Origin of the sequence: Anaerotignum lactatifermentans DSM 14214, from assembly GCF_900142265.1 — a bacterium.
GTDB classification, from domain to species: domain Bacteria; phylum Bacillota; class Clostridia; order Lachnospirales; family Anaerotignaceae; genus Anaerotignum; species Anaerotignum lactatifermentans.
Genome location: NZ_FRAH01000100.1, coordinates 1 through 9,088, shown reverse-complemented (window position 1 = coordinate 9,088; position 9,088 = coordinate 1). Strand labels below are relative to the sequence as shown.

Annotated in this window: 6 protein-coding genes; 3 read left to right on the top strand and 3 right to left on the bottom strand. The window is 42.6% G+C overall.

Annotated features, from left to right (window positions below; translation table 11 throughout):
* Positions 1–74 precede the first annotated feature (74 nt).
* The 3 genes from BUB35_RS16770 to BUB35_RS16755 all read right to left on the bottom strand — a co-directional run bounded on the left by BUB35_RS16770 (position 75) and on the right by BUB35_RS16755 (position 4,111).
* Entirely contained in the window at positions 75–1,490 is a 1,416-nt protein-coding gene (locus tag BUB35_RS16770) for a sigma-54-dependent transcriptional regulator (RefSeq protein ID WP_072853646.1), read from the bottom strand.
* Between the two features lie 2 nt (positions 1,491–1,492).
* Positions 1,493–3,331 carry an ATP-binding protein gene (locus BUB35_RS16765; RefSeq protein WP_072853644.1) on the bottom strand — a complete coding sequence of 613 codons (1,839 nt, stop codon included), beginning with the start codon at positions 3,329–3,331 and terminating at the stop codon, positions 1,493–1,495.
* A 528-nt stretch (positions 3,332–3,859) separates the two neighbouring features.
* Complete coding sequence (locus BUB35_RS16755; protein ID WP_087989778.1) at positions 3,860–4,111, bottom strand: hypothetical protein; 252 nt, start codon at positions 4,109–4,111, stop codon at positions 3,860–3,862.
* Positions 4,112–4,597: 486 nt separating this feature from the next.
* Here BUB35_RS16755 and BUB35_RS16750 point away from each other — a divergent pair, with 486 nt between their 5' ends.
* The 3 genes from BUB35_RS16750 to BUB35_RS16740 are packed head-to-tail and all read left to right on the top strand — an operon-like array spanning position 4,598 to position 8,955.
* Positions 4,598–5,980 carry a beta/alpha barrel domain-containing protein gene (locus BUB35_RS16750; protein WP_072853638.1) on the top strand — a complete coding sequence of 461 codons (1,383 nt, stop codon included), beginning with the start codon at positions 4,598–4,600 and terminating at the stop codon, positions 5,978–5,980.
* Positions 5,981–6,003: 23 nt separating this feature from the next.
* Positions 6,004–7,932 carry an aconitate hydratase gene (locus BUB35_RS16745; protein WP_072853636.1) on the top strand — a complete coding sequence of 643 codons (1,929 nt, stop codon included), beginning with the start codon at positions 6,004–6,006 and terminating at the stop codon, positions 7,930–7,932.
* A 24-nt stretch (positions 7,933–7,956) separates the two neighbouring features.
* Positions 7,957–8,955 carry an isocitrate/isopropylmalate dehydrogenase family protein gene (locus BUB35_RS16740; RefSeq protein WP_072853634.1) on the top strand — a complete coding sequence of 333 codons (999 nt, stop codon included), beginning with the start codon at positions 7,957–7,959 and terminating at the stop codon, positions 8,953–8,955.
* Positions 8,956–9,088: the final 133 nt, after the last annotated feature.

Genomic DNA, 9,088 nt, shown 5'->3' with positions numbered 1-9,088 from the left:
AAAGTGTGGTTGCCAGACTATTCAATGCCCCCTTTAGGGGGCTACCACAAGAGATAGACCCTTATAGGGTCTGATCAAACCACCCGTTCAACGGGTGGTTTTGATTTTTCCTTTTGCTTCATTTTCAATTTCTTCAGATCAATTTCGTATTCTTTTAATTTATTAAACAACTGTCGTTCACTGATGCCCAAATGTTCTGCCGTTTCCTTTGTTTTGCATTGCTGCATCTGCAATACTTCTAAAATTAATTCTTTTTCCGCCTGCATGCGCACCTCTTTCAAGGAGCTTCCACCGAAGGATTCCTTTACTGGCATCTTTTTTTCAAAAAATTGATCCGGCAAATCTTCCAAAGAGACTGTCCCATCTTCTGAAAGCACCACCAAACGCTCGATTACATTTTTCAATTCTCGAATATTTCCTTTGTAATTATAAGCCAGCAATGCATCCCCTACTTCTGCATCCGGTTCTTTCATTTCTTTTTCCTGTTCTGCTCCATATTTTTTCAAAAAGAAGCGGATCAATTCTGGCAAATCTTCTTTTCTTTCCCGCAATGGCGGCAATACAATCGTAATCGTACAAAGCCGATAATATAAATCACTGCGGAAATCTCCATCTTTCATTGCCTGTTCCAAATCCACATTGGTAGCGCTGATTAAGCGAAAATCCACAGGGATACTTTGTGTACTGCCAACACGTTCAATGGTTCTTGTTTCCAGTGTACGAAGCAATTTTGACTGCACATTACGCGGAATATCCCCAATTTCATCTAAAAAAAGTGTTCCGTCTTCTGCTGCTTCAAATCTTCCTTTATATGTTCCAATGGCACCAGTGAAAGCACCTTTCTCATGACCAAACAACTCGGATTCCATCAAACTGTCTGAAAGTGCATGGCAATTGACTGCAAGAAATTTCCGATCTGGTCTGCTGAGCTGATGAATATAGTTTGCAAATACTTCCTTGCCTACACCAGATTCCCCTAATATCAAAATATTGGCAGAACTCTTTGCTGCACGTTCTACAATACGAAAAATTTTCCGCAGCTCTTCATTTTTTGTATCCAGCATATAATTTCGATTTTCTTCCTGCAACCGCTTTCCATTTTGCTTAGACAAATATGCATTCTGAAGTTTGCGCAGTTCTGCCAGCAATTCTTCTGGACCTTTCCCTTTGACAAAGTAAAACCAAGCACCTTTTTTCATGGCTTCCACAGCGTTTTCTATACTGCCATATCCTGTCAGTAATATCACTTTGCAATTAGGGTATTTCCGCTTTGTCTGTTCCAAAAGGGCAATGCCGTCCTGTCCTTCCATTCGGAGATCTGTAATGACAATATCCGGCTCTTTTTCTGCCATTCTTTCCAGTGCCGTTTCCACAGAATCAGCAGTTCTCACTTCATACCCCTCACTGTTCAGCAGTATTTTCAATATCTGACGCTGTTTCTGTTCATCGTCCACTACCAATATACGCAGTCTGCCTTGTTTCTCACACATTATCATTCCCCCAAACTTTTTTTCAATGGCAGCATAACGCGAAACAGCGTTCCCTGCCCTTCCTCACTATAAACCTGTATACTTCCGCCAACTTCTTCCAACTGTTGGTATACCAGATAAAGTCCTAAACCTGTACCAGTGCTTTTGGTTGTATAAAATGGATTGAAAATTCGTTCCTTTTCTTCCGCTTTCATCCCCTTGCCATTATCTTCCACTTCTACTACGGCAAAGTTTTCCGTTAACATAACAGAAATTCGAATTTTCTTCTGTCTGTCTTTTACTGCCTCCATGGCATCCATGGCATTGGTAAACAAATTGATAAATATTTTTTTCAGTCCCTCTTGGGTACAGCAAACCCATACTGGTTCTGTACAGTTAAATTCGACCGCAATCTGTTTGTGATGGAACAAAGGCATCTGCAGCTGCAAAATCATTTGCACAGATGCTTTTAGTTCCGCTTCGCCAATTTCCGTCGGGGATAATCTGGCAAAAGACAGCAGACTTTCCACAATTTTATTGGCTTCTTTGGCTTCTTCTTCAATGACGCAAATGGTCTGTAAACAATCTTCCTTTGTGTGTAAAATCCCTTTTTTCAAAGCATAGCAATAATTGCAAATGATTTCCAAAGGATTTTTCAATTCGTGAGAAATGCCTGATGCCAATTCCCCAATTGCCATCATCTTATTATTTTGTATGTTTTGTTTTTCCTGAATCCGCCGCAGTGTCACATCCTCTGCAAGCAATATGACATTTTCATTTTCGGACAATCCTCCAATATCACTGCAGGTAATGCGGTAAATCTTTTGGTTGATTTCCACTTCCTGCTGTGCAAAGGCATCGATTTTAGCTGTTTTTATCATCTGCAAAATTGCTGGCTGGGTAATAACAGCTGCATCCCCACTGCACAACGCATTTTGGTTCATATCTTTCTTTGCTCGTTGATTCATTAGTTGGACTTGTCCTTCCGGTGTCACCTCAAGCAAATATTGTGGAATGGCATCCAGCACTGTTTTCAGACGCATACGTTCCGCATTTAATTCCCTTGTCCGAACCTCAACCAAAATTCTGGTATGCTTATGAATATACCAAAACAAAAAAACAAAAAATCCTGCAATTCCTGATAAAAGTACTGCCAACCAGACATAAATGAACTGCCGCGGCAACGCATCTTCCAGAATGGAAGTCAAAAACCATTTTCTCTGTACCCTGTCCAGCACATCCTGTGTTCTCAGTTTATAAACTGCCTTATCAATGATTTTTCCCAGAACTGCATCCTCTTTCCGCACGGCAAAAACAACATCCTCTGTATACACTTCTTCATCCAAAATATAGTAATCTTGGAACATTTTTTCAGCCTGAGCATAATACATAATGTTTTGTTCATCCGCAACTATTCCATCTACATTCTGTGCCTTCAGTTGCTCTGCACATTCTCCAATGCTGTCATATTCCAAAATCTTTAATTCTGGATAATGTTCCTTCAGAACAGTCAACGCGTAATCCGCTTTGATACCCGCAAGTGTTTTCCCCTGCAAATCCTGAAGCTTTGTAATTTCTTCCCCATCATCTCGCAAAAAAACGACACCCTTACTGCGATAAATAGGTGCTGATAAATAATATTTCTCAGCTCTTTCTTCTGAATAGGAAATCTGAATCATATCTACTGTTCCATTTTCCAACAATGTAAAGGAATCCGCCCAAATCACTGGCTGAAACTCAATTGTTGTATCCATTTCCCAGGCTAATTGATTCATCAAATCAATGGCAAATCCATTTTCTGATTCCATCATCGGATCATAAATCTGCGCTGGAAAAGAATCCAGTGTTTCTCCATAAATCAAAGTGCCTCTTTCCTTTAGAAACGCTTTTTCTTCCGCGGAAACTTCATTTTTGCCAAAGCAATATAAAACAAGTTTCCGCCGTATACTTTCACACAATACCAATTTCCCATAACAAGCAAAAACAGGAATAAACCAAGCAGCCACACCACATACAATATATTCATATGAAATTTTTTATTGCTCTGTTTTGTATCTTCCATAGCATCACCCCGTTCTTGCCGCACAGTTGCATCATCAATATCTGAGAATTCCACAAAACTGCATTCCTGTTCCACAGACAATGCAGTTTTTTCAAAGAAATCTACTCCTTTTTGGTACTTTTCCAGCTTTAGCATATCACCACAATATAGAAAAAGCAACGGCTATCCCTATACGACCTTATACGATGAATAAAATTGTTTACAGGAAAACAGTAAGATTTTTGCATAAAAAAACTCCGAATCAGATTAATCCTACAGTTTTTTAAGCCATATAGGACAATATCTTTTCGGAGTTTTTTGTTTCCAATTTTTAGATTTTTATAAATACTTATTTTTTCAATTCGGCTAATGCTGCTTTTCCTGCATCCGTCAATCCATCCACAATATACTCCTCGCCGCAGCACATGTCTATTTCGTATGTAACCAGCCAATTTTTTTCTTCCATTTCTTTTAACCGCAGCAAAATATCTCCGTGTTTCATACCTGTTTCCCAAGCCAAAGCAGCTGCATCGGTTTCGCCGTTTTTTTCTGTCAATTCCACAATTTTTTCCATCAACAGCAAATATGTTTCTTCCATCATTCTCATCTCCTTCTTGTATTGAGTATACCATGTATGTGGATTGGGAACAATCACCAGTTTTCTGGCTATTTTCCAAACCTGCTATACATGTATTTATATTCATTCAAAGCATTCAAACACTCCGCATATTTTCTATAAAAAGGATTGAGCATCCCAAAAAGCATTCATAAAAATGAACGATTCCATTTCTTTTCTCTCGTTAAATTATTAAATAATTCTATAATTTATTTTTAAATTCTGTGTTTAAAAATTTAATTTATATATTTTTTTAATTGTTATATTGTCATTAGCAAAATAAAAACATTGAAATATCAACATTTTTCTCATTATATTGAAAAATAAGTCATAAATCTATTCAATAAATCTATTTGACTTTTCTATAATTCATTGATATATTTAATAAATAAAAATACAAACAGAATTTCCAAAGACATGCAAAGACAATTGTCTTTATAAATTCATTTTTCAGACGAAAGGGTGATTCTATTGCTTACTTACAACAAGAAGAAAAATCTGCTGGAACTGTACAAGTATCAGTATAGCCTGCAGGATGTTCAAGAACCAAACCTGTACCGTGACAACTTCAATTATGACGAAGTACCAAAAGTTACATTCAACTATCGACTGGTTCCTATGAACTGTCCTGATGAGATCTGGATCACTGATACAACTTTCCGTGACGGTCAGCAGGCACGTGCACCCTACACCGTTGATCAGATTGTAACATTATATAAAATGTTAAGCCGTCTGGGCGGTCCCAAAGGCAAAATCAGAACCTGCGAATTTTTCCTTTACAGCGAAAATGACCGGAAAGCCATTCGTGCCTGTCAGGAACAGGGACTGAAATTCCCGGAAATTACTGGTTGGATTCGTGCCACCAAAGAGGACTTTAAACTGGTAAAAGATATGGATCTGGAAGAATGCGGCATTCTGGTAAGCTGCTCTGACTACCATATTTTCAATAAATTACATAAAACAAGAAAACAGGCAATGGACGGTTATCTGGAAGTGGTAAAAGCTGCTTTGGACATGGGTATTCGTCCCCGCTGCCACTTTGAAGACGTTACCAGAGCCGATTTCTACGGCTTTGTCGTTCCTTTTGCACAGGAACTGCGTCACCTTATGGAAGAATATCAGATTCCCGTAAAAATCCGTTTCTGTGACACCATGGGCTATGGCGTTCCTTATCCCGGTGCTACACTGCCCCGCAGCGTTCCCGGTATCATTTATGGTATCAACCACTTCGGTCAGTTCCCCAGCGAACTTATTGAATGGCACGGACACAACGACTTCTACAAAGCTGTTGTAAACGCTACTACCGCATGGCTCTACGGCGCATCTTCCGTAAACTGCTCTCTGCTGGGCATTGGCGAACGTACCGGCAACACACCACTGGAAGCTATGGTTATGGAATATGCACAGATTCGCGGCACACTGGATGGTATGGACCCTACTGTTATCACAGAAATCGCCGAATACTACGAAAAAGAACTGGGATACAAGATTCCCGAAAGAACACCTTTCGTTGGTGCCGACTTTAACGTAACCCGCGCAGGTATCCACGCTGACGGTGTTGCAAAAGACGAAGAAATTTACAACATCTTTAACACAGCAAAAATCCTGAACCGCCCTCTGGGTGTAGAAATCAACAAAAACTCCGGTTCTGCCGGCATTGCTTACTGGCTGAACCACAATCTGCAATTAGAAGGTAATACAAAAATTGATAAAAACGCACCTGAAGTCGCACTGCTGAAAGATTGGGTAGATAAGCAGTACGAAGACGGTCGCGTTGCCTATATCAGTAAGGAAGAATTGATTGCTGCCATGCAGGAACTGACACCACACCTTATGGCATACATCAAAGAATGAAAGAAAATTGAGGAGGCTTTCACATGAATATCACTGAAAAACTGATTAAATCTCATCTGGTCAGCGGAGAAATGATTCCCGGCAAGGAAATCGCCATCAAAATTGACCAGACCCTGACACAGGATTCCACAGGTACTATGGCTTATCTGCAGTTTGAAGCCATTGGTATTCCCAGAGTCAAAACAGAAAAATCTGTTGCATATATTGACCACAACACATTGCAGACCGGCTTTGAAAACGCCGATGACCACAAATATATCCAGACCGTTGCCAAAAAACACGGTATCTATTTCTCCAAACCTGGCAACGGCATCTGCCATCAGGTACATCTGGAACGTTTCGGCAAACCCGGCAAAACACTGCTGGGCTCTGACAGCCATACTCCTACTGGCGGCGGTATCGGCATGCTTGCCATCGGTGCAGGCGGTCTGGATGTAGCAGTTGCCATGGGTGGCGGCGCTTATTATCTTGCAATGCCCCGTGTTTGCCGTGTGGTACTGACTGGTAAACTGAGCCCTTGGGTAACTGCAAAAGACGTGATTCTGGAAGTGCTGCGTAGACTGTCTGTAAAAGGCGGCGTCGGCAAAGTGATGGAATACGCTGGTGAAGGTGTAAAAACACTGAGCGTTCCCCAGAGAGCAACCATCACAAACATGGGCGCAGAACTGGGCGCAACCACATCCGTATTCCCCAGTGACGAAGTAACAAAAGCATTCCTGAAAGCACAGGGTCGTGAAGAAGACTGGGTTGAACTGAAAGCAGACGACGACGCTATCTACGACGAAGAAATCACCATCGCTTTGGATGAAATCGAACCTCTGGTAGCATGCCCTCACAGCCCCGACAATATCAAAAAAGTAAGTGAAATCAAAGATTTGGCTGTAGATCAGGTTGCCATCGGCAGCTGCACAAACTCCTCTTACACAGATATGATGACAGTTGCTGCCCTGCTGAAAGGCAAAACTGTTGACCCGAACGTAAGCCTTGTTATCGCTCCCGGCTCCAAACAGGTTATGAACATGCTGGCTGCTAACGGCGCGCTGGCTGACATCATTTCCGCTGGTGCACGTATTCTGGAATGCGGCTGCGGTCCTTGTATCGGTATGGGTCAGGCGCCTGCAACCAATGCGGTATCCCTGCGTACCATCAACAGAAACTTTGAAGGCAGAAGCGGCACAAAATCCGCTCAGGTATACATCGTCAGCCCCGAAACAGCTGTTGCCAGCGCATTGACCGGGAAATTGACAGACCCTCATACATTGGGTGAAGCACCTGTCATCCCTATGCCTGAAGAATTCATGGTAAATGATAACCTGATCATCCCTCCCGCTCCCGAAGGCGAATGTGTAAAAGTGGTAAGAGGTCCTAACATCCAGCCTTTCCCCAAAAACACAAAAGTGCCGAAAGAAATCAAAGGCGGCGCATTGATCAAAGTGGATGACAACATCACAACAGACCATATCATGCCCTCCAACGCAAAACTCCTGCCCTTCCGCTCCAACGTGCCTTATCTGGCAGATTACTGCCTGACACCTTGTGATCCGGAATTCCCCGCAAGAGCGAAAAAAGCTGGCGGCGGCTTCATCATTGCCGGTCAGAACTATGGTCAGGGCAGCAGCCGTGAACATGCGGCACTGGCACCTCTGCAGCTGGGCGTAAAAGCAGTTATTGCAAAATCCTTCGCACGTATCCACATGGCAAACCTCATCAACAACGGTATCCTGCCTCTGGTATTCGTGAACGAATGGGACTACGACAACATCAAAGTAGGCGATGAATTTGTCATCAAATACGCTGCCGATCAGATCAAAGGCGCTGCACAGGGTCAGATCGTCAATGTAACCTGTGTAAAAACTGGGGAAGAAATCCCTACTCGCCTGAACATCTCCGAACGTCAGAGAGATATTCTGCTGGCAGGCGGTCTGCTGAACTATACAAAAGAATCCAACTAATGATATTGAAGGAGGAAAAATTCCATGTCATATAAAGTTACTTTGATCCCCGGTGACGGCAGTGGTCCGGAAGTCATTGCTGCCGCAAAAAGAGTTTTAGAAGCAACAGGCGTTGCCATCGAATGGGAACAGGCAGAAGCCGGCGCAGCTATGATTGAAAAATATGGCACTCCCCTGCCCGATGAAACCATCGAATCCATCCGCAGAAACGGCGTTGCGCTGAAAGGCCCCGTTACCACACCTGTTGGTACTGGTTTCCGCAGTGTAAACGTAGCCATGCGTAAAATTTTCGACCTGTATGCAAATGTTCGCCCTGCAAAAACTTATCCCGGTGTCATCAGCCGTTATGATAACATCGATCTGGTAGTCGTTCGTGAAAACACCGAAGACCTGTACGCAGGCATTGAACATATGGTTGGCGAAGATGCGGCAGAAAGCATCAAGCTTATCACCAGAAAAGGCTGCGAAAGAATTATCCGTTATGCCTTCGATTTTGCCGTAAGAGAAGGCAGAAAGAAAGTAACTGCTGTACATAAAGCAAATATCATGAAATGCACAGACGGTATGTTCTTGGATATTGCAAGACAGATTGCAAAAGAATATCCTCAGATTGAATTCAACGACAGCATCGTAGACGCCATGTGCATGCGTCTGGTAATGCATCCCGAGGACTATGATGTACTGGTATGCCCTAACCTTTACGGTGACATTGTTTCCGACCTGTGCGCAGGTCTGGTAGGCGGTCTGGGCTTAACTCCCAGCGCAAACATCGGTGTTAGCGGCGCAATTTTCGAACCCATCCACGGTTCCGCTCCTGACATTGCCGGACAGCACAAAATCAATCCCACTGCGGCAATCCTTTCCGCTTCCCTGATGCTGGCACATCTGGGCGAAGCAAAAGCAGCTGCGGACATTGAACAGGCTGTGACAAAAGTCATTTCCGAAGGCAAAACACTGACTCAGGATATGGGCGGTACTGCTTCCACAGAAGAATTTGCTGACGCAGTCATTGCGGCACTGTAATATTCACAGAAAACACAAAAGCTGGAAATTCAAGAATTGAACTGAACCCAAAAAGTTAGACAATATTTTCAAATTAAAATTGTTTAAGAAGCCAGAAGGGCTTGTTGTCTGTAAATTGCAGGTGGCAAGCCCT